The sequence below is a fragment of the Actinomyces graevenitzii C83 genome, from assembly GCF_000239695.1.
GTDB lineage: Bacteria > Actinomycetota > Actinomycetes > Actinomycetales > Actinomycetaceae > Actinomyces > Actinomyces graevenitzii.
In genome coordinates, this window is sequence record NZ_JH470338.1 from 1,384,881 (window position 1) to 1,405,719 (window position 20,839).

11 protein-coding genes are annotated in these 20,839 nt (G+C 60.2%); 5 read left to right on the plus strand and 6 right to left on the minus strand.

The window, feature by feature from the left end; genetic code table 11:
- Positions 1 to 45 precede the first annotated feature (45 nt).
- Positions 46 to 1,584 carry a phospholipase D-like domain-containing protein gene (locus HMPREF0045_RS05965; RefSeq protein WP_040315747.1) on the plus strand — a complete coding sequence of 513 codons (1,539 nt, stop codon included), beginning with the start codon at positions 46 to 48 and terminating at the stop codon, positions 1,582 to 1,584.
- Here HMPREF0045_RS05965 and HMPREF0045_RS05970 read toward each other — a convergent pair.
- The 6 genes from HMPREF0045_RS05970 to clpB all read right to left on the minus strand — a co-directional run bounded on the left by HMPREF0045_RS05970 (position 1,533) and on the right by clpB (position 17,112).
- Positions 1,533 to 2,417: an anchored repeat-type ABC transporter permease subunit gene (locus HMPREF0045_RS05970; protein WP_005986478.1), complete on the minus strand. Its 885-nt coding sequence runs from the start codon at positions 2,415 to 2,417 to the stop codon at positions 1,533 to 1,535. The two genes, HMPREF0045_RS05965 and HMPREF0045_RS05970, sit on opposite strands and share 52 nt — an antisense overlap.
- A gap of 1 nt (position 2,418) precedes the next feature.
- Positions 2,419 to 3,147 carry an anchored repeat-type ABC transporter ATP-binding subunit gene (locus tag HMPREF0045_RS05975; protein ID WP_005986481.1) on the minus strand — a complete coding sequence of 243 codons (729 nt, stop codon included), beginning with the start codon at positions 3,145 to 3,147 and terminating at the stop codon, positions 2,419 to 2,421.
- A 2-nt stretch (positions 3,148 to 3,149) separates the two neighbouring features.
- Entirely contained in the window at positions 3,150 to 5,792 is a 2,643-nt protein-coding gene (locus HMPREF0045_RS05980; protein WP_005986483.1) for an anchored repeat ABC transporter, substrate-binding protein, read from the minus strand.
- Positions 5,783 to 8,167, minus strand: a complete 2,385-nt coding sequence (locus HMPREF0045_RS11005) for a choice-of-anchor M domain-containing protein (protein WP_005986485.1) — start codon at positions 8,165 to 8,167, stop codon at positions 5,783 to 5,785. The genes HMPREF0045_RS05980 and HMPREF0045_RS11005 overlap by 10 nt, the downstream gene beginning before the upstream one ends.
- Before the next feature lie 305 nt (positions 8,168 to 8,472).
- Positions 8,473 to 13,932 (minus strand): endo-alpha-N-acetylgalactosaminidase family protein, encoded by a 5,460-nt coding sequence (locus HMPREF0045_RS05995; protein ID WP_005986487.1) that lies wholly within the window; start codon positions 13,930 to 13,932, stop codon positions 8,473 to 8,475.
- Between the two features lie 531 nt (positions 13,933 to 14,463).
- Positions 14,464 to 17,112 (minus strand): ATP-dependent chaperone ClpB, encoded by a 2,649-nt coding sequence (clpB, locus tag HMPREF0045_RS06000; RefSeq protein WP_005986489.1) that lies wholly within the window; start codon positions 17,110 to 17,112, stop codon positions 14,464 to 14,466.
- A gap of 236 nt (positions 17,113 to 17,348) precedes the next feature.
- Here clpB and HMPREF0045_RS06005 point away from each other — a divergent pair, with 236 nt between their 5' ends.
- The 4 genes from HMPREF0045_RS06005 to HMPREF0045_RS06020 all read left to right on the plus strand — a co-directional run bounded on the left by HMPREF0045_RS06005 (position 17,349) and on the right by HMPREF0045_RS06020 (position 20,289).
- Positions 17,349 to 17,561, plus strand: a complete 213-nt coding sequence (locus tag HMPREF0045_RS06005) for a hypothetical protein (RefSeq protein ID WP_005986491.1) — start codon at positions 17,349 to 17,351, stop codon at positions 17,559 to 17,561.
- A 67-nt stretch (positions 17,562 to 17,628) separates the two neighbouring features.
- The gene (locus HMPREF0045_RS11010; protein ID WP_005986494.1) at positions 17,629 to 19,068 is read left to right on the plus strand and encodes a Mur ligase family protein; all 1,440 of its coding nucleotides are present in this window, start codon (positions 17,629 to 17,631) and stop codon (positions 19,066 to 19,068) included.
- Positions 19,065 to 19,781 (plus strand): type 1 glutamine amidotransferase, encoded by a 717-nt coding sequence (locus HMPREF0045_RS06015; RefSeq protein ID WP_005986497.1) that lies wholly within the window; start codon positions 19,065 to 19,067, stop codon positions 19,779 to 19,781. Before HMPREF0045_RS11010 ends, HMPREF0045_RS06015 begins: the two co-directional genes overlap by 4 nt.
- A gap of 10 nt (positions 19,782 to 19,791) precedes the next feature.
- Positions 19,792 to 20,289: an NUDIX hydrolase gene (locus tag HMPREF0045_RS06020; protein WP_005986498.1), complete on the plus strand. Its 498-nt coding sequence runs from the start codon at positions 19,792 to 19,794 to the stop codon at positions 20,287 to 20,289.
- Positions 20,290 to 20,839 lie beyond the last annotated feature (550 nt).

A 20,839-nucleotide genomic window follows, 5' to 3' on the forward strand; every position in this document is an offset into this window, starting at 1 on the left:
CTTGAGACCACAGGCTGCTTTAGCAGGCTCAAGTACAATTGTTAAATGAGTTATATGCAGATGGCCGCCGAAATCTGGGTGGTGATTGAGTACATCATTAAGATTGGGGCTATGGGGGTGGTGCCTGAAAATCGGCGCCCTGCCTCGTCATCGGCCTGGCTGCTGCTCATCTTGTTCCTGCCCCTGGTGGGCCTACCCATGTATCTACTGCTGGGAAGTGCCCGTATTCAGGGAAAACGCTACCGCCGCCAAAGCGAGCTAACCAGCATTGTCTCCGCCCTAAGCGCCAACCTCCCAGACGTACCTCCAGGTATAAAAGCCGATGAGCGCCTGTTGGGGATTGTGCGCATGAACCGCCACCTAACCGGAATGCCCTGTATGCCGGGCACAGTCCAGGGTATCTATGATGACACCCGCAGCTTCATTGCGGCCCTGGTGCAGGCCATTGACGCAGCCCAGCACAGCGTAAATATTGAGTTTTACATAGTCCATGATGATCCCATCACTGAGCCGCTTTTTGCGGCCCTAGAGCGCGCCCATAAACGCGGGGTGCGGGTGGCGCTGCTGCTAGATCACCTGGGTTCACGCCGCTACAAAGCCTGGAAAAAGCTGCTGAAGCGGCTAAACTCTGCCGGCTACCACTGGCACCTGATGATGCCCCTAGGTTTTAAGCCTGATCAGCGCGGGCGCCCAGACCTGCGTAACCACCGCAAGCTAGCGGTAATCGACGACGGCGTCGGCTTTGTTGGCTCCCACAACCTCATTGACCCCTTCTACGAAACCAACCTGCGCGGCCCTGGACGCGAGTGGAAAGACCTATCCGTGCAGCTAGGCGGGGCTATCGTGGCTGAGCTTGGGGGTGTATTCGCCATGGACTGGTACGCCGAAACCGGCAAAATTTTCGTTGGTGCCCGCTCCCAAGCCGTAAGCGATGAGGATATCTCCCAGGTAGAAACCGCTGGTCTGAGCGCACTTGCTGCAGAGCTGGTTAACACCTCGGCGGCGTGGGAAAAAGACTTGGCCGACGGCGTCGTAAACGCCATGCAGATCGTCCCTTCAGGGCCGGGCTACTCCACTGAACCAAACCTGCGCATGTTCACCTCACTGATCCACAATGCACGTCGGCGGGTAACCATCACCAGCCCATATTTTGTGCCCGACGAGTCGCTGCTGGCCGCCATGACTAGCGCAGCTTACCGGGGTGTGGATGTGCAGCTGTTTGTGGGGGCCAGCGGCGACAATTTCCTGGTGCGTCACGCCCAACGCTCCTACTATGCGGCGCTACTGGATGCCGGGGTGCGTATCTTTCTCTACCCCTCCCCCACGGTTTTACACTCCAAATACATGACCGTGGATAACGAAGTGGGAGTGATTGGCTCCTCCAATATGGATTCGCGCTCATTCATGCTCAACTATGAGCTGATGCTGCTGTGTTTCGGGGGCGATCTTGACGACAAGCTGCGCGCTAATGACGCCAAATATCGCTCCCTGAGCCACGAGCTAACCAGCCAGGAATGGGCGCGCGAGCCGCGTCACCGCCGCTGGGTGGATAACGCCTGCCGCCTGGCTGCGGCAGTTTTGTAGAGCAGGCCGTGACCGGGGGCTAACAGCCAGGCCAGGGCAAACATTACGCCCAGCACCAACACAATCGTGGCGCCCGTAGGCAAATCAGCTGACCAGCTCAAATACACTCCCAGCAGGCTCCCTAACGCCCCCAGCAGAGGGCCCATAATCATCATGGTCAGTAAGCGGTCAGTCAGTAAGCGGGCTGTGGCCGCCGGGATTACCAGCAGTGCCAACACCAAAATATTGCCGATAGTCTGCACGGAAATCACCACCGCCAAGCTCACGCACACATACAGGGCAATATCTAAAGCCAACACTGGCAGCCCTGCCGCGCGGGCAGTTTCACGGTCCAGGCTTACTGCCACAATCTCTTTATTTAGGGCTGCGATCAGCCCAATCACCACTGCTGCCCCGATCAGCGCCACCGGCACTTCACGCGCCGGCACGCCGGTAATAGAGCCGAATAGGAACTGTTGCAGCGAGCCGCTATAGCCTGGGGCGCGCGAAATAATTACCACCCCTAAAGCAAATGCCCCCACAAACAGCACCCCAATGATGGAGTCTTCTTTAAGCCTGCGGTTTTGGGCTAGTAGCGCCACGGTTACCGCCGTCAGAATCCCGGCTACCGCGCCCCCAAGCACCAGGTTAGTGCCGCTAACGAAGGCCACCGCCAGGCCGGGAAACACAGAGTGAGCGACGGCGTCGCCAATAAAAGCCATCCCACGCAACACCACGTGGGCCCCCACCACTCCGCAAACCAGGGCACTAGTGATAGCAATCAGCAACGCCCTGGGTAGGAAGGCCAGCTGTGGGTTTAGTAGGTCATTTAGAAAATCAATTGGGGTTAACAACTTAACTCATCCCTAGGGCTTGCAGCAGCGGGTTATCGGCGCGCACTTGGAAAGTACGCATCCACAGGTCTTTGTCTTTAAGCTGGCTAGGCGGGGCGCAAGCCAAATCGGTGCGGTTAAGCAGACACAAATACTCGCACTGCGCCTGAGCCGCCACCAGATCATGGGTGGACATAAGCACGGCCACACCCGCCTGACTCAGCTCTTTAAACAGATCCGTCAACAGCTCCTGGGTGGGCATATCCAAGCCCGTAAAAGGCTCATCCAACAGCAACAACTGCGGCTTTAACGCCAACGCCCGAGCCACCAGCACCCGCTGACGCTGCCCACCCGAAAGCTGCTCCACCGGCCGCGAGCGCAATTCACTCATGCTTACCTGCTCTAGGGCACAGTCGGCAGCCTCTAGGTGCTCTGGGCGGGGCCGACGCAGCCAGCCGAGCCTGCCGGTAAGCCCGCTTAACACCACCTGACGCACGTTAATGGGAAAATCCCAGGCGAAAGCGTGACGCTGAGGCACATACCCAATGCCGCGCCGGTCAATGCGCTGGCCTTGCCAGGTGATAGTGCCGGTGCTGGGCACGAGCCCTAGGATGGCCCGCAGCAGCGTGGTTTTGCCGGCCCCATTGGGACCGATCAGCCCCATGAACTGGCCTTGGTCTAGCTTCAAGTTGACCTCTTGTAGCACGCTGCGGCCGCCCAGCTGCACGCTGAGTTGGTTTACTTCTAGCATGGTCACTTTCCTGATGGCTGTGCTTTTAGCGCGTTGGTGGTGCTGGTGGCGTCGCCTACCGCAAAGCGCAAGGTGGTGGTGGCCTGGTAAGTTTTACCGTCCACACCGGTAGCTTTGAAGGAGACTTTGACCAGGTAAATGCCAGGTTTGGAGAAAATCCAGTTGGCGTGCACGTGGGTGTTGGTGTCCACCCAGATGTCTTGGGCGCTGGCGGCGGAGTCGGCCAGCACTTTGGGTTTACCGAAGGTGCCTTCTTGCAAAATCAGCCAGCTGCGGCCGGGGCCCTTAACCTGCTCGATGCGCATGTTTACCCCGCCTTGGATCAGCTTGGTTACGGCTGGGTCTTGGGTGTTCCACCCCAGCCAAACCAGCTGGGTTTTTTGGGTTTGGGGTAGCACATAGACGCGCTTGGAGTCGGCTAGGAATTTGTAGTCTTCGCCTTGCGGTACTTGGATTAGGGCGCCATCGCGTACACGCAGCACGGTTTTGTTGGGGTCGCGCCATACGGGTGAGGCTGCTGAATCATCTCGTAGGGACACGGTTAGTTTGCCGCCGATTAGGCGCGGGCCCAGGTCTACGTGTCCAGCTTCGATTACCGCTGGGGTTTGTGAGATGGGCTCGTTTGCGGCCACGTTTTGCTCTAGGGCCGGGTCAGCACTGGGGGTGGCTGAGGTGCCCGGGTTGGTGGCTGCGCCGGTAGCGCCGCTGGTAGGGGCCGTGGTAGCGCCGGCAGCACTGGGGGTGGCGCCGCTAGTGGGCACCCCCTTACCTGCATTAGCACTGCCTGGGGTTTTTGCCGACGACGCCGCTTGGTTTGCGATAGGCCTGCCACCTAGGCAGCGAGCCAGGGAGTTGGCATTAAAACGCATCATCGCCTGATAGGTGGGGGCCTGGTTATCCAGGGTGTCGCCGTAAAGCGGGCATACTTTCACTCCGGCTTCACTGGCCACCACTTTCAAGGTGGAGCGGGTGCGGGCCAGATTTGGCTCTAAAAACACCGCTTTAATATGTAGGTCCTTAATGGTGGCGGCGAGTTTACGCCGATCAGCCAGGGAGGGCTCACTAGCCGGGTTGGGAGCCACGAAACCAGCCACTTTAAGCCCATAGGCGTTAGCCAGGTAAGCGTAGGCGTCATTGGTGGTTACCAGTTGGCGGTTAGCTTCACTAATAGTGTCCAGAGTGCTTTTAACCTGGGTGTCTAGCTGGGCCAGCTGGTTTAGGTAGCGTGCGGCGTTAGCCTCATAGACACTCGCCCCGGCCGGGTCAACCTGCTTGAGTTTGGCGCAGATTACCTTCACATAGGCGGCCGCGTTGTGCACGTCATGCCACAGGTGCGGGTCAATTTCCCCATGCACGTGTTTGCCCAGCACCGCCTGGGGCAGGATGTAGGCTTGCGTGCCCGCACGGCCCACAAAACCGTAGCCTTGAGGCACTTGGGCTAGGGTGCGCGTGGGCACATCCACCACTACCCGCTGCGGGTCTAGGGCTACATGGCCTGGTACGTGGGCCGCCCCAGCTACGACGACGTCGCTCTGGCTGGGTACGCTGGCGCCATCGCTGGGGGTCGGGCTAGAGGTGCTACCGGTCGGGCTGGCAGAGCCACCAGGGCTGGGCGCGGAGGCTGAGCTGGTGCGCCCGGCGGGACTAGCCCCGCTGGGCGTAGCGCTAGCTGAAGCACTGGCTGAGCTAGCGCCCGGGTTCGTGTTGGCGCTCGCAGCGGGGCTGGGAGTGCTCGCGCTCGCAGTTTTAGCGGCTGACGGCCAAGCCTGGCCGCTAGCCTGCTTGTCGGCTACCAGCATGATGCGGCCAGCTTCTAGATCCACGCTCACATCGCCGTGGCCCGGACCCAAAACCACCCGACCTTCACGCTTAGCTACAGCGGCGGCGTCGACCCCCACCGCGAAAGTAAACGTGGCGGTTTTAAACTCCACGTTTTTACCCTTAACCGGGCGCAGGCGGGCCTTAAACTGCACCCGATACACTCCCGGCTTAGTGAAAGCCCAACTCATATGCTGGTGGGCGTCAGCCGGCAAGCTGACAGTGTCATGTTTATAGTCGCTGGCCGCGTCAAACCCGTCATGGCTAGAAAACCCCAGCTCCGGGGTGCCAAAAGTGGTGGTCAGGTAGGAGCTAGCTTGGCCCGGGCCCTGCACCGAAACCACCTGCAAATCAACCTCACTGGCCCGGTTAGCACCATAACGTTTACCGTCACCAGACACGCGCATCCCCAGCCACAGGGTATCCAAAGCCCGATCCTCAACCAGCGGCAAAATCGTGGCCCCCTGCTTGGCGGCCTCCTCGGCGATAGACACTGACTGGGCACTAGCGGGCAGGTTGGCATCCAAGGCGCGAATAATCGAATGCTGCTCCAGCAACAGGTAGTTACTAAAAGCCAAATCCGCATAGGCCACATCCCGAATAGCCCGCAGTGAGGGCTCATAGGAGTGCGGATCGGCGCCGTCGGGAACTAGCTGTGAGACCGTAGCCCGGCCTCCCGCCACATTACGCACTAGATCGGCCAGAATGCCGGTGGTGGTGACCACCCGCAACTGGCCGTCGCGGGCGGGATCTACGCCGACACCGGCGCAGCCCGCCACTAACGTTAAAACTAGTGCAGTCTGAATTACAGACTTAACTAGGCCCATGCCATCCGCCTGCGTGCCACCAGCACCGCAACCGCCAGCAACATCAGACCACCAGCAACATTCAAGGCGCCGCTAACCGCACCGGTTTTAGCCAGAGACTTACCGCCGCTAGCGCTGGCCGCCTGGCCAGCCTTGGCAGAGCCTGAGGCCGCAGAACCAGCAGCTCCACTGGCGCTGCCACCTTCACTGGAGCCGGCACCGGAACTGGCCGCTGCGCCGTCGCCAGAGCCACCATCTTCACCGCTGATCTGCTCACCCTGCTTGGGGGTGACCTGGGCGGAAATGGTCAGCTTGTAGGTGCCCGGGGCGGTAAACACCCAGTTCTGGTGGGCGTGAGTGTTAGCCGGCAGGGTGTAGGAGCTGCCCTCTTCCTGCAGCAGGTGCTCACCCACACCCCCACCCAGGCCGCCGGAGGTAAATACTGAGACCTTACCGGGCCCCTCCACACTCACCAGGGTGAAGGTAACCTCGCCGCTGGTTTTGCTGACAATCTCTTCAGCCTGAGAGTTCATACCCAGCCAGGGCACACCCGCGCTTTGGCTGGAGGAAATCATCCACACATCCTGGCCCGGGGTGGCCACAAAGTTAAGCGCGTCGGGGGCTTTAAGAGTGGCCTTGTCTCCCAGCGAGAAGGTCAAAGTTGCCGGGTCAACCCAGCTGGCCGGCTGAGAGCGGTCATCTTTCACCTGCAGCTTGAGCTTGCCGTCCACAATGCGCGGACCTAAGTCAAAGTGCCCTTCATTGGCGTTGCCGTTGGCGTCAGGGCCCACCACGAAAGTCAGCGTGGCGGTGGCGCTAACCGCCGAAGAAGCCGGGTTTTCCTTCACCGCAGCGGCGCTTTGAGCCTTAGCCTTTTGGGCGCTGGTTTGGGCAGCTGCCCCCTGGCTGACAGAGCGAGCCTGGGCCACAAAACTCTGGGCGGGGCGAGCCTGGGATACAAAGCTTTGCGCGGCGGCCCGGGTGGTTACGGCAGATCGGCTTTGCCCGACGGCGGCGCGAGCCTGACTGGCAGAGCGGCCCTGAGCTGCGGCACGCGGGGCCTGAGCTGACTTAGCGCTGCGCGAGCTGGCCAAAAGCTGCTTGCCAGCGGGGTTAGCTGCGCTCGGCTTAGCCTTTACCTCGCCGCCAATGGCTGAGCGCGGCGAGGGGCTGGTGGCCGGCTTTCCGGCGCTCGGCTTGGGGCTAGCCACCGGGTTAGCCGGAGCACTGGGGGCGGCGCTAACACCAGGCTGAGCGCTGGGGGCAGTGCTGGGCTGGGCCGAGGGGCTGGCCACCGGCTGCGGAACCGCACTGGGAGCGGCCGAGGGCACTGCGCTGGGGGCCGCTGTGGGCTGGGCACCCGGGTTTTGGGTATCAGGGTTTTGCGGGGTAGGTGCCGGGGTGGGGGTGGCTTGAGTGGCGACGTCGCCTACCTCAACCCGATAGCTACGCACCGGGCTAGCAATTACCGTGCCATCACTGCGCTGAGCCAGCACCCGCACTTGCAGCTGGTAGACGCCGGCAGCAGAAAACACCCAGTTGGGGTAGGCGGCGGCCAGCTGTTGCGGGGCAATTTCTGAGCCAAGCGGGTTTAGCTCATAGTTGCCATCAACCAGCAGCGAGGAGGCCAGTTGACCGTTCTCATCCAGACCAAACAGGGCCACGCTAGCGCCCTCAGGGCCGCTGTAGCTGACTTCAAAGTGGGCGGCGCTAAATCCGGCCTGGGCCAGCTGGCTGGTGTCCCAACCCAGCCGTCCCTTGGGGGCAGCACTGGCCGGCTGCAGTGGCGAGTTAGCCTGGGTGCCTTGGCTGACGAAATAGCCACCCGGGCTGCCCGGGTAGTCGTCAGAAATGTTTTGCCAGGTGGAGGCCGGGATCTTTAAAGTGGTTTGGGCCGGGTTGTGGCTGGTTCCGGTGGCGCCATCCTTTAGCTGTAAGTCCACTTCCCCATTGGCAGTGGCGACGGCGTCGAAAATGCTTAAGTCCCCGCCCTCAAGGTTTACCGGCTTGGACTGGCCATCATTACTGGCCAGGCTAGCAGCGGGACGGGAAACGGAGCTGTGGGCGGCGCGCGCAACAGAGGCCTGCGCAGTGACCCCATGGGCAGCAGCACCCTGCGCAGCGGCGCCAGAAATCTGGGCAGCATGGGCAGCGCCAACATGAGCGCCAGAGGGGCTGGCGACAGAAGCGCCCGCTAGCGGCGTCATGAAACCACACAGCGCCACAGTGGTCAGCGCGGCCATACGCCGCAGCCAGGGGTCATTTAGGCGCTGCGGGCTAGAGCCAGAAAAACGCCCGCGACCAGCAGCTACACGCCATGAGGCAAAGTGGGAAGAATTTGCAGCACCCCGGGTGGGAGTTGAGGAAGGCTCGGCAGCCTGCAACCACGAAAACATGGCAGTCTTTCTAGTTGATATTGATTATCATTACCTGCTAAGTGTAGCGACTCTTTTTAGTCCTCACAAACGCGCAGCTCCACAGCAAAGCGCGGGGACCACTAGCACAACCGCCAAGGACCACTAGTGCAACCGCCAGAGACCGCTAACGAAACCACCAGGGACCACCAACGAAACCGCCAGGGGCCGCTAACGCATTTGTTAAGCGGCCCCCGGCGGGGTGGGGCGCCTAGTTTTGAGAGGGAAATCAGGCACCCCTATTGAGTTGTGTATTCAATTGTGTCGATATTCAGTTGTAGATCCCGTCAGTCCTGACGCTTGCGGCGCAGCAACATGCCGCCACCGCCCAATGCCAGGGCACTTAGAGCCAACATTCCGCTGGCCACACCGGTACGGGCCAAACCACCGGGCTTTTCCGGCTTAGCCGGGGCTGCGCCGTGGCTGGGCTTACCAGGCTTACCGGGACGACCCGGAAGCGGGGCGGAGCTGGCCGAACGGCTGGGCTGAGCCGTAGGAGCCGCACTGCCGGTCGGAGCCGGGGTGCCGGTGGGAGCTACCGTGGGAGCCGCGCTGCCGGTCGGGGCCGGGGCGCCGGTGGGAGCCACCGTGGGGACAGCGCTACCGGTAGGTGCCGGGCTGGGCTGAGCCGTAGGAGCCGGGGAGCCAGTGGGAGCCACAGTCGGCTCAGGGCTGGCGGTAGGTTCCTGAGTGGGAGCCATAGTAGGCGAAACCGGGGCGGTGGGCTGCGGCGTCGGAGTGGGCGTCACAGTCTCAGCGCTTACTGCCGTGGTTACCCCAATGCGGTCGTTAGCTCGCTTGGTGGTGCACACCTCGGGGGTGGGAGTGGCCAGGCAGTCCACACCGATCAGGTCATTGCTGGTGGGGCGCACGATCTTGACCATGCGCAGGTTGTCTACCTGCACCAGGGCGTCGCCGTCGCCGGCAGCAACCGTGAACTTAACCTTGGTGCCATCCTTAGCCACATTGAAGGTGACCGGAACGCGCTGGAAATAGCTGGCAGAAGCGTTAGTAGTGTGCTTCTGGTCAGCAGCCATCCAGTTCAGAGCCCAAGTGTGGTTAATAACCGTGGAGGGGTTCTTAACTGGGTTGGTGTCATTGACAGTCTTAACATCCAGGTAGTTCTGGCCCACCAGGCCTTCAGCGTTGGTGTTTACGGTAATCTCCGGCTCAGACTTAGCGGCCCCAGTGGCAGCCTTGTCGGTGGAGCTGGCCTTACCCTCAGCCGCAGCCTTACCGGTACCCTGGCTCTGGGCACTGGCCTGGCTCTGAGCGCTAGCCTGGCTTTGGCTGGCCGCATTACCGCTTGCGTCACCATCGGGAACCAGGACCCCTAGTTCAGCGATAGAGAGCAGGTAATCGGGCTGGTCAGCCTTGGTCTTGTAGTTAGACAGCACGCGCAGGCGAATCAGCTTGGCCTTAACCGGGCCGTTAAAGACAATCTGCTGCACCTGGCCGGTGTTTTGCAAAGTGCCTTCAGCTACCTTCTGGTTGATGTTGGCAGCATCCTGACCCACATAGACCTCGTAGCGTTCGGGACGCCCGTTGGCCTGGTCAACGCGGCTATTGATCTTCAGACCAGCCACGCTTACCGCAGAGGCGGCGGTGGGGTCATCGCCCTGGTACAGGGCCAGGTCAATGTCGCTGGGGTGCGCTACCGGGTGCTGCCAGTCCTTGTCGTAGAAGGTGGAAGCGTTGCCATCAAACATGTTGGAGGCCGGGTTGCTGGCGTAAGCAGCCGGGGCGGATACCAGCTGCTGGTCGCCGCTGTAGTCCTTAACCGGGTTGCCAGGTGCCGGGGCGGGAGTATCGCCGTCGGTGGCGTTACCACACAGAACGCGAGCGTCAGCCCAGTTAGCGTGGTCATTGCCGTTACCGTTGCCGCCGTCGCCCACAATCAAGCGAATCAGCTTCATGCCGGTGACGTCGCCGGAAACCTCCTGAGGAGTGTTGCTACCGGTGATCACGCCGGTCTGCGGTACCACATCAACCCAGTTAGTGCCGTCGGTGGTGCCTACCACACGGAAGGTAACCGAGCCGCTCTGGCCATCTTGCACACCCACGGTGGCCTTGAAAGCCTTGCACTTGCCGCTGAGCTCGAAGCCCACATCGGCAGGAGAGTGGGTACCTAGACCCTTGGTGTACTGCTTGCCGCCCATCACGATTGGGCCGCCATCACCCTTTTGGTTTTCGCCAACCTCACTGTCACGCTCAACCGGACCCCAACCGTTGGAGTTGTACTTGGGGCTGAAAGGCAGGTCAGAGAGGTAGTTGACAGCGTCAGGTTTCACCGAGCCCAAAACCGCCACGTTAGTGTCACCACTAGCGCTGCGGGCGCTACCAGCGATCTTGTAGGTGGCCGTGTGTACCACGTTAGCGGTGGAGCCGCCCGCACCCTGGGGAACCTTGACGGTCCAGGTGGTGGTGAAAGTGGCGCCCTTGGCTAGCTTGGCGGTGGTGGCCGGGGTGTCAGCAGTGGCGCTCCAGCCGCTAGGCAGGGTCAGCTTGCTGGTCACATCGGTGATTTCGCTGGGTTCGTTGTTCACCAGGGAGCTGGTCATGTGGAAGGTGGAGCCTTCAATGGCCGTCTCGTTGGTGTCAATTGAGGCAGCGGCACACGCGGGCATATCCGTGGTGGCACCCAGGTCCTCTACGCGGAAGTTGTCGAGCGTAAAGTCGTTGCCGTCCTGGCCGCCCTGGGTGTTGTACAGACCCACCCAGTAGGAGCCACAGCCACCCACGTTAAGTTCCTGTACATAGTGAGTGGGGCTGGTGGCCACCGGCATCACCGTGGAGTACAGGTAGTTAGCGTTTAGTCCGTTGGCACCCTGGGCGTCATAGGCGGTAACCCAGTAGTAGGAGCCGCTGAGCGCGTTTTCGTAGTCATACGAAATGCGGTAGCGGTGTCCGGCCTTGAAGTTTACAGTCTGAGGCACGGTGCGGTAGACCAGTCCCCCATTTTCTTCGTGGCTCTTTAGGGACCAGTGTCCGGCGACGGCGTCGTCGGTGGCCTTCTTGGAACCGTCCGGTAGGGTGCCGCCCTTTTGGGTGTAGGGGCCGTTGAGGGAGGCCAGTACCGTACGCGGGTCGGTGATTTCGCCGGCGTCGCCCTTAACGAAGGGGCCCCAACCTTCGGGGACATTTTCAAAGTCCTCAAAGGCGATGGTGACCGGCTTGTCGCGGGTGGCGCCCAGATCATCGTTGCGCTGCTGGCTGGCGGCGCTGGTGACGCCTTCACCTGAAGCAGACACGCTAACCTGGCGGGTCTTGCCGTCCTTGACCTGTACCCAAGCGCTGCCCTGGTAGGTGCCGGCATTGAGGGTCATTTCCTGGCTAATGGAGGAGTTGCCCTTACCCAGCTGGGCGATCGGGTCGCCGTGAGTGTCGTGGGGGGCGGTTACCTGGCCGGTGGTCTGGTAGCCCTTGAAGCTACCGGAGTTGAAGCCGGGGTCCACAAACACAGTTCCAGCGCCCCACTTGGGGGTGGCGGCGGCTGCGGGGGCCTTGGCGGGAGCCAGTACAAAGGCGGTGTGGTCGCGTTCAGCGGCCGGCACGGTCTCGTATACGGACTCAGGGATGGTTACCTTGCCGCCCTCTACCTTTACGTCAGTTACCTTTACACGGCCCTTGTCGGTGAGGCGGTAGACGCTCAAAGAGCCCACGTTCTGGTAGGACTTGGTTAGGGTCCAGGTGGTGGCGGTACCAGCGGGGTTGTAGTAGTACAGACGTGGTGCGCCGCCCTTAGCGCCATTGTCGATCCAGGGCAGCAGGTAGCTGTCGCCCTTAAGCACGGTGGCGCCGTCGTAAACAAACTGGCGGCTAGCGGACATGTCAGCCTTGATAGCCCCGGCAACCTGGGTGGCCGGAGTCTGGTTGGTGACCGCCGTAGCACCTGAGGCTACAGTGCCGTTAGCGAAGGTGTAGGTGTAGACGGTCTTGCCGTTTTCACCCTTAGCGCTTTCTTGACGCATAATGCGCGAGTTCTGCAGGAACTTAACCGGCAGGTTGTTAGCCCAAATATTGCGGTAGAAGGCGCCCTGGTCTTGGTGGCCAGTCCAGCCCTCAAACTCAACAATCTGGGGGTAGCCCAAAACTACGTTGGGGTTCCAGTTGTCCTTGTTGGAGTTGTCAACAAAGCGGATCACGTCAGAGTTCAAACCCTTGTTGGTGGCGCCGCCATAGTTTTCATCATTGGACCAGTGCGACCAGGTGGAGTAGCGCTCAAAGCGGTCAGCCCACTCTGAACCCATTTCCCAACCCATCTTGTTTAGCTCGCGGCCCAGGCGCTCAGCTTGCCAGCCCGAACCGTAGTAAACGTCAATGTAGATCCAGCGGAAGTTGGGGTAGGTAGCTAGCGGGAACTGGTTACGCAGATCCTGGAAACGCTTAATTACCGCGCCGCTACCTAGATCAGCGCGCTGATCAACGTAGTAGGACTGGTTTAGCCAGTTCCAGCCGCGCCCGCCAGTGAAGGGTAGGGAACCGAAAGAGTTGGCTTCGGGGTAGGCCTCAGTGGTGTTGACGTGGACGCCGTAAATCGCGTTGGAGTTGGCGGTGGTGTTGAACAGGGTGGCAAAGTCCTTGTCACCACCGGCGCGGGTGTTGATGTTGCCCGCATAGTCCATGTGTCCAGAGTCGTGGCCTTCAGAAGCGTAACCCTTGAGCATCACGCGCTGGCCTAGGCCGTCAGTGGCCAGGTTGACGCGCTTTACGTCGTCGGCTACCTGCAAGAAGGGGTGCGTGGCGGCCGAGCCGAAGTCAAAGGGAATATGGGTTACTACCCACTTGTGGTTGTCAGCTGCACCGGCCACCCAGGGGGTGATGTCCGCATAGGCGACGGCGGCATCCTGCCAGTTCACCGTGCCCGAGGAGTTGGCGTCACCGGTGAACACCAAAGTGGTGTAGGGGCGCTCTTCATCGCCGACGGCGTCGGTTGCTGCAGCTGAGCGGTAGGTCCACTGGCCGTTGGAGGCCAGTAGGGTCTTAGAACCATCTTGGTCAACTACCCGGCGCTTCCAGCGCGAACCGTCGTCAGCTTCCCAGCCGGTGGGGCGGTCATAGGTGGCGTTGGTTTCCATACCCACAGCCACCTTAGAGGTGTTAACCATCAGGTAGGTACTGGGGGCGTCAGCGTCGCTGACCGGGGTGGACTCGCTTAGGCTCTCAATAGTGTCAGCCACACCAGCGTATTTGTTCTTAGCGCTAGCGCCACGTGAAACCAGGGTGATACCGGCAGCGTAGGCGCCGCCGTCTTTAGCGCTAACCGATACCAGGCCATGGCCGGGAATCTCGACGGTGTGGGCGCCACCGGTGAGTTCAGTGATACGGAAGGTTAGGGTGGGACGCTTGGCACCAGTTGTGCCCTGGGCCTTTGAAGTAATCTCCTTTACTTCAATTTCGGCCTTCATGGTGACGTCAGTGTCATTGAAGTCAACCGTGTAGGCCACCTTGGTGTTGGATTCTTTAACTGCCTGCACCGACTTGACAGTGTAAGCCTGATTGTCAATCAGTACTGAATCGAGGACCTGGGTGCGGCCGCCAACTTTATTGCCCGCGAAGGTGTAGCCAAGTACCTGGGGGAAGGCGTTGGATACGGTCGCGGTCAAGTTACCGGCGCTAATGGTCTCCGGAGCACTAATGACACCAGAAGTTTCCGGGGTCACTGCGCCAGCAGCTGCCCCTGGAAGGGATAGGGCGACAACCCCTAGCAATGCTAGGGACCGTCGGTGGAGGTGTCTTACCTTCATCGTGTAGGGCTCCTTTGCCTAGACGTGGTTGACCCAATTTTGTCCTTTTGCAACAAAAAGCGTCAAGTCTAAGCAGAACCGAACAGCAGAAGTTGCAACCAAACAGTTACAAATCTGGTTTGAGCTAATAATTTAACTAACGCCTACTGCGCGCATTTGTTCGTTTATTGTAAAGACTGTTTTGCGCACAAACCGAAAAGTTTGGGGTAGTCCATGTACCACAGCTTCATTGCCGCCTGTACATGGGAACACCGCCGCCAGTGAGCAACACGCACTATAGCCAGGGTGATGAGCTAGCTATAACGGAACACTCGCAGTAGCGGCGGTGCGGCGATAGATTACCTTGGTTTTTACTAGTAATTCCAGTACCTAAACCTCATTTTTTGCACTTTCTTTTAAGCCAAAAGTGTTTCTGCAGGCCAGCAAGTTACAAGTAGTCGCAAATCACTTTATATGTGGGCTAATTAACTAAAAACGGTGCTGAGCGGGTCTAAACCCACCCAGCACCGTCGAATTAGTTAAAAGCGCAGGTCACTCCGCACTGGCGGCGCTAGCAGCCGAACCGGCCACAGCCGCACCGGGAATTAGCGTCAGACCGTCGTCGGCAACGTCAACCGTAACCTGCTGGCCGTCAGCAACCTGGCCGGCCAAGATCAGGCGGGCCAAGCGGTCACCAATCTCACGCTGCACCAGGCGACGCAGCGGGCGAGCCCCGTAAGCCGGGTCGTAGCCCTCGTCAGCCAGCCAAGTGCGGGCGGCGTCGGTAACATCCAGGCTGATGCGGCGGTCAGACAGACGCTTGCTCATCTTGCTTAGCTGCAAGCCCACAATCTGGCCCAACTCATCCTTGCTCAGCGCATTAAAGATCAGCACATCGTCAAGGCGGTTGAGGAACTCAGGCTTGAAGGCGGCGCGCACCGTAGCCATAACGTTCTCGCGCTTTTCCTCCTGGCTCAGCGCCGGGTCTACCAGGAACTGGCTACCCAGGTTGGAGGTCAGGATCAAGATGACGTTACGGAAGTCCACCGTGCGTCCCTGGCCGTCAGTTAGGCGACCGTCGTCGAGCACCTGCAGCAAGATGTCAAAGACCTCAGGGTGGGCCTTTTCCACCTCATCTAGCAGCACCACAGAGTAGGGGCGACGACGCACCGCCTCGGTCAGCTGACCGCCCTCTTCGTAGCCTACGTACCCGGGAGGGGCACCCACTAGGCGCGAAACCGAGTGCTTCTCGGAGTATTCGCTCATGTCGATACGCACAATGGCGTGCTCGTCATCGAAGAGGAACTCAGCCAGGGCCTTGGCCAGCTCAGTCTTACCTACACCGGTGGGGCCTAGGAACATGAAGGAACCGGTGGGGCGGTCAGGGTCAGAAACCCCGGCGCGCGAGCGGCGCACAGCGTCGGCTACAGCCGCAACCGCGTCCTTCTGGCCGATTAGGCGCGAGCCTACCTGCTCTTCCATGTGCAGCAGCTTTTCGCTTTCGCCCTGCATCAGCTTGCCTACCGGAATACCGGTCCAAGAAGAGATAACCTCAGCGATCTCCTCAGGGCCAACCTTCTCAGCGATCATCGGCTCGCCAGCATCAGGCTGGTTTTGCTCACTGGCTTCAGCCTCAGCGATTTGACGCTGCAAGCTGGGCATTTCGCCGTAGCGGATACGTCCGGCGGCCTCAAAGTCACCTTCACGCTCAGCCAGTTCGGCGCGGGTACGCAGCTCATCTAGCTGGGCGCGCAGCTCACCAATGCGGTTGTGACCGGCCTTTTGGGCTTCCCAGCGGGCGTTTAGGGCGCTGAGTTCTTCGTTTAGGTCAGCCAGGCGGGCACGCAAGGCAGCCAGGCGCTCTGCCGCACCGGCGTCGGCCTCATCTTCCTTGGCGCTGGAATCAGCCAGGTAGGCTTCTTCCATCTTTAGGCGGTCTACGCGACGGCGCAGCTCGTCAATTTCCACCGGGGAGGAGTCCAGCTCCATGCGCAGGCGGGAAGCAGCCTCATCAACCAGGTCAATGGCCTTGTCGGGCAGTTGGCGGCCGGTGATGTAGCGGTCTGACAGGCTGGCGGCAGCCACCAGGGCGCCGTCGGAGATGGTCACATGGTGGTGTGCCTCGTACTTGGGGGCGATACCACGCAAGATAGCCACGGTGTCAGCCACGGAGGGCTCACCCACATAAACCTGCTGGAAGCGGCGCTCTAGAGCTGGGTCTTTCTCAATGTTTTCGCGGTATTCGTCCAGCGTGGTGGCACCCACCATGCGTAGTTCACCGCGCGCCAGCATGGGCTTGAGCATGTTGCCGGCGTCCATGGCCCCTTCGGAGCCACCGCCTGCGCCCACCATGGTGTGTAGCTCATCGATGAAGGTGACTACCTCGCCGTCAGAGTTCTTGATCTCGTTGAGCACGGCCTTGAGGCGCTCTTCGAACTCGCCACGGTACTTGGCCCCGGCCACCATGGAGGATAGGTCCAGGGAGATTAGGCGCTTGTTGCGCAGCGATTCGGGCACGTCACCGGCCACAATACGCTGGGCTAGGCCTTCTACCACGGCGGTTTTACCTACGCCGGGTTCACCGATTAGCACCGGGTTGTTCTTGGTGCGGCGCGATAGCACCTGCACCACGCGGCGGATTTCGCTATCGCGGCCGATTACCGGGTCTAGTTTGCCGGCGCGGGCGGCCTCGGTCAGGTCAGTGCCATATTTCTTCAGGGCTTCAAAGGTGCCTTCAGGGTTGGCGCTGGTTACGCGCTGTCCGCCACGCACGGTGGGCAGGATTTCGCGTAGGGCTTGGGCGGTGGCGCCGGCGTCACGCAGGGCGCGGGCAGCAGCGTCGTCGCCTTCAGCGATGGCGATCAGTATGTGCTCGGTAGAGATGTACTCGTCAGTTAGTTCTTTGGCGAGTTTGTCGGCCTTTTCCAGGGCGGCTAGGAAGCCACGTGAGGGGTTGGGCTCCACTACGGAGCTGCCTGCTGAGGAGGGCAGGGAGGTTAGTGCGGTGCGGGTGGCGGTCCCTACGTTTTTTAGGGTCTGCGGGCTTAGTGCGTTTAGTAGCCCGACGGCGACGCCGCCCTCTTGGCTTAGTAGCTCACCAAGTAGGTGGAGCGCCTCCACCTGGGGGTTGCCAGCGGCTGCGGCGGCTTGCACAGCCCCCGATATGGCTTCTTGGGATTTGGTTGTGTAGTTGGTGTCCACGGTTCTCCTTGAATTTAAGTAGTTATAGCAACGCGGTCAGTCTCACTTTTAGCTGCATGAGCTGATGGAACCGACAGCGTCACGTTCCGGTGAGTACAACTTCCACAGACTTGAGTCTATTCCACTCAAGTTTATTTTTCTTGAGTGACGCCAATCACTTATCTTTGATGTATGGCTATTTGGGACTAAGGGCTAGACTCGCTGCTGATAGTTCCCTATACGTAAGGAGAAAACGCATGGGTATCGCAGATTTCGCCAAGCAGGCCGAAGAACTAGCCGACAAGGCTAAGGAGGCCGCCAAGAACGTAGACGCTGACCAGGTTGCTGAGACCGCCCACGACCTAGCCGACAAGGCTAAGGGCACCGCCGGTGGCAAGTTCGACTCTGCCATCGAGACCGCTGAGGGCCTAACCGACAAGGCTGCCGACGCGCTCAAGAACCTCAAGTGATCTAAAGTCGCGCTTATCGCAGGGGAGTTGCCAGCAGGCAGCTCCCCTGACGTTTTATATTTGGGCTATGACTTTTGCGTCTCGCAATACTTTGACCCTCGCGCTCGGGCATGGTGCCCGGGCGGCCTCCCGCCTGCGTGGCAGCGGTGGTAGCGCCTTCCCCGGCCTAGTTATGGAGAAGGCAGACCCGCATTTTATGGCTCGCGCCTTGGCTCCCCTGCCCTATGGGGTGGTGCTGGTTAGCGGCACTAACGGCAAAACCACCACTACACGCATGGTGGTTGAGTTACTGCGCGGCCAGGGCCTGAAGGTGTTTACCAACCCCACCGGCTCAAACTTCACTCGTGGTGTAGTTGCCGCCCTGCTGGGGGCCATGCCGTTAAATGGCCGCCTTGACGCCGACGTCGCCGTACTGGAGCTGGACGAAGCCCACGCCACCCATTTCGTGCGCACCGTCAAGCCGCGCGCCGCCCTGCTGCTAAACGTCATGCGCGACCAGCTAGACCGCTTTGGGGAGATTGACTACACCGCCTCCCTGCTACACAAGGTTGCCCGCGCCACCACTGGCACGGTAGTGCTGAACGCTGACGACCCGCGTCTGGCCGCCCCCAGTTTCCGTGCCGACCTGCGTGCTGATGTGCGAGGCTTTGCGGTCAGCCCCCAGCTGCGTAGCGTTTTTCTTTCCGACGACGAACTGCACGACTCTCTCGACGGCTGCACTCTAGGCCAGCCCAAAAAGGACGCCGAGGCCAAAGCGGACACTAAGGCCGAGCCGACCACCGAGACTGAGCCAGCCGCCAAGCCAGAGCCGACAGAGCAGCCCGCCCAGCCAGAGCCGACAGAGCAGCCCGCCCAGCCGCTAGAAATTGTGGCCACACTGGAAGAAATGATGGGCCGTCACGCGGTTATCGACCTGGCCGGGCGCCGTCATGAAGTGGACTTCGCCATTCCCGGCGCCCACAACATCCTCAACGCCACCGCCGCCATGGGCCTAGTTAAAGAGCTACTGGGCGAGCGCACCGATGAGCAGGCCCTGGCTGCCAGCGCCGCTAAGGTCACCGCCGCTTTCGGGCGTGGCGAGCTACTGAGCATTGACGGCCAAGAAGTTGAGCTGGGCCTGGTCAAAAACCCCGCCGGCTTCCGCATGAGCCTACTTAGCGCTGCCGCCGTACGCTCCCAGCAGCCCCCGCTGATCATGATCGCCATCAACGACCAGTACGCTGACGGCCGCGACATGTCCTGGCTGTGGGACGTGGACTTCACCCCCCTCAAGCAGGCGGGCGTAAGCATCGTTACCGGCGTGCGGGCCACGGACATGGCGCTGCGACTGAGCTACGACGACGTCGCCGTCGGCAAGGTTGAAGCAAACCTCAGCCAGGCGCTAGCCCAGCTGGTCAAGCTTTCACGCGAGCAGCACCGGCCTATCCGCATTTTGAGCACCTATACCGCCATGTTGGAACTGCGTTCCCTGCTGGCAAGTTACACCGACGTGGAGGAGGTCCTATGAGCGCCATTAAAGTTTTGCAGCTCTACCCGCGCGACATGAGTATTTATGGCGATCGCGGCAACACCCTGACCCTAACCAAGCGTTTGGGCTGGCACGGCTATGAGGTGGAGCTACTTTCACACAACCCCGGAGATCAGCTGCCCGAGCAGGTAGATATTTTGGTTGGCGGCGGCGGCCAGGATTCAGCGCAAGAGCGTATCCAGGACGACCTGCAAAAGGTTGCCCCGCAGCTGCGCGCCTGGGCCAGTGACGGCGTGCCCATGCTGGTGATCTGCGGTTTGTATCAGCTGTTTGGGCATGAGTTCCGCACTGTGGGCGGGGAGGTTATCCCGGGCATTGACGTGCTTGATGCACATACCGTGGGTGGGCCTAAGCGCCTGATCGGCAATCTTACGGTTGAAACTGATGACTTCGGCAAGGTGGTGGGCTACGAAAACCATTCGGGTCTGACCACTTTGGGTAGCCAGGCGCGTCCGCTAGGGCGCGTAAGTGGCGAGTGGGGTAATAACGGCACTGACGGCACTGAGGGCGCGCGCGCCCATAACGTGATCGGCACCTATCTGCATGGCAGTGTGCTGCCTAAAAACCCTCGCCTAGCTGATTGGCTGCTGGCCCGCGCGGTTGAACACGCAGGTCAGACCTGGCACCCGGCCGAGTTGGATGATTCACTAGCTATAGCTGCCGCCAAGGTAGCTATGAGCCGTCCCCGGTAGAGGTTTACAAATGCCAGTTCCCAATTTCATTACTGAGTTACGTTCCAGCGTGGGCCACCGTCCCCTGTGGCTGCCGGGCGTATGTGCGGTTATTTTCGACGACGCCGGCAGGGTGCTGCTGGGGCAGCGTGCAGACAATGGTTTGTGGGCTGAGATCCGTGGCATCCCTGACCCGGGTGAGCAGCCGGTGGCCGCGCTTAAGCGCGAGGCACTAGAGGAGGCTGCTCTGGAGATCGAAGTTGATGAAGTGTTTTTGATTGATGCTTCTGACCTGGTCACCTACCCCAACGGGGATCAGGCCAGCTACATGAATCTGTGCTTCATTGCCCATGCAGTCAGTGCCGAGGCAGCAGCCGGAGCCCATATCAATGATGATGAATCAGTGGATATGGGTTGGTTTGAGGTTGATGATCTACCTTCACCACTAGCCCCTAGCGCCAGACAGCGTCTAGAGCTAGCTCAGCGCTACCTGGCTGACCCGCAGCGCCGTACCTTCCTAGGCGAGTAGCCGCCTAGCGGCGCGCCTCAAAAACGGCGCGTAGGCCTGCGCGCTTTACGTGCCCCTGGCTAAGCCGGCGCCGACTCCCAAAGCGGCGCGCACCATAGAAATTAGTGAACGCTAACCAATGCGGCCCCAAGGCTAATGCCTTGGGGCCGCAGGCTTGCTTGCGCACCGCCATTTACCTGGTATTTCGTTTTTAGTTCACACCCCATGTGGTCATATCACATACGACATTTACTTAGGTAAACATAAGTCTGCGCACGCATAATTTTCCACGTTTTTCAAAGCTTATTTATCCCTGTGGTTAACTGCTTTAGCTGCGGTTTACTTGATCCTCATTATTTACAGAAAACACTCCCGTATTAGGTATAACTATGCACACTAATTTACCATTACGCTCACAGTGATCAGACCTATATGCGTCCAGGCGGTTTTGTATCCTATTCGACAAGGCGCATGACTTTCGTAGAAGCCGCACAAAATTTATGGCTCCACCTTGGAGCATCTGGTGCGATTGCAGGCTCGGAACAAGCGGCTACCACCTTTGGTTGACTAA